The organism is Acinetobacter sp. YH1901141, from assembly GCF_013416935.1.
GTDB lineage: Bacteria > Pseudomonadota > Gammaproteobacteria > Pseudomonadales > Moraxellaceae > Acinetobacter > Acinetobacter towneri.
The window spans coordinates 1-1,320 of sequence record NZ_VPEY01000076.1 but is presented as its reverse complement, the minus strand read 5'-3'; the positions used below and the strand labels follow the sequence as shown (position 1 = coordinate 1,320).

Here is a 1,320-nt window from a genome sequence, read left to right as displayed (position 1 = left end):
AGTACCAGCGTACGGCCCACAGAATGATGTCACGCTGAAAATGCCGGCCTTTGAATGGGTTCATGTGCAGCTCCATCAGCAAAAGGGGATGATAAGTTTATCACCACCGACTATTTGCAACAGTGCCAAGCGCGGTGTCCGGAATTTCAGGTTTGTGTCTCTACAAAGACTAACTATCAGAAAAACTCATCGAGCATCAAATGAAACTGCAATTTATTCATATCAGGATTATCAATACCATATTTTTGAAAAAGCCGTTTCTGTAATGAAGGAGAAAACTCACCGAGGCAGTTCCATAGGATGGCAAGATCCTGGTATCGGTCTGCGATTCCGACTCGTCCAACATCAATACAACCTATTAATTTCCCCTCGTCAAAAATAAGGTTATCAAGTGAGAAATCACCATGAGTGACGACTGAATCCGGTGAGAATGGCAAAAGCTTATGCATTTCTTTCCAGACTTGTTCAACAGGCCAGCCATTACGCTCGTCATCAAAATCACTAGCATCAACCAAACCGTTATTCATTCGTGATTGCGCCTGAGCGAGACGAAATACGCGATCGCTGTTAAAAGGACAATTACAAACAGGAATCGAATGCAACCGGCGCAGGAACACTGCCAGCGCATCAACAATATTTTCACCTGAATCAGGATATTCTTCTAATACCTGGAATGCTGTTTTCCCGGGGATCGCAGTGGTGAGTAACCATGCATCATCAGGAGTACGGATAAAATGCTTGATGGTCGGAAGAGGCATAAATGCCGTCAGCCAGTTTAGTCTGACCATCTCATCTGTAACATCATTGGCAACGCTACCTTTGCCATGTTTCAGAAACAACTCTGGCGCATTGGGCTTCCCATACAATCGATAGATTGTCGCACCTGATTGCCCGACATTATCGCGAGCCCATCTATACCCATATAAATCAGCATCCAGGTTGGAATTTAATCGCGGCCTCGAGCAAGACGTTTCCCGTTGAATATGGCTCATAACACCCCTTGTATTACTGTTTATGTAAGCAGACAGTTTTATTGTTCATGATGATATATTTTTATCGGCACTGTTGCAAATAGTCGGTGGTGATAAACTTATCATCCCCTTTTGCTGATGGAGCTGCACATGAACCCATTCAAAGGCCGGCATTTTCAGCGTGACATCATTCTGTGGGCCGTACGCTGGTACTGCAAATACGGCACTGTTGCAAAGTTAGCGATGAGGCAGCCTTTTGTCTTATTCAAAGGCCTTACATTTCAAAAACTCTGCTTACCAGGCGCATTTCGCCCAGGGGATCACCATAATAAAATGCTGAGGCCTGGCC

General features: G+C 44.8%; 1 protein-coding gene and 1 pseudogene. One reads left to right on the top strand and one right to left on the bottom strand.

Annotated elements, in window-relative coordinates:
- Positions 1–176 precede the first annotated feature (176 nt).
- Positions 177–992, bottom strand: a complete 816-nt coding sequence (locus FTV52_RS14540) for an aminoglycoside O-phosphotransferase APH(3')-Ia (protein ID WP_000018326.1) — start codon at positions 990–992, stop codon at positions 177–179.
- A gap of 129 nt (positions 993–1,121) precedes the next feature.
- Here FTV52_RS14540 and FTV52_RS14805 point away from each other — a divergent pair.
- Positions 1,122–1,320, top strand: a pseudogene (locus tag FTV52_RS14805) (hypothetical protein); the annotation flags it as partial.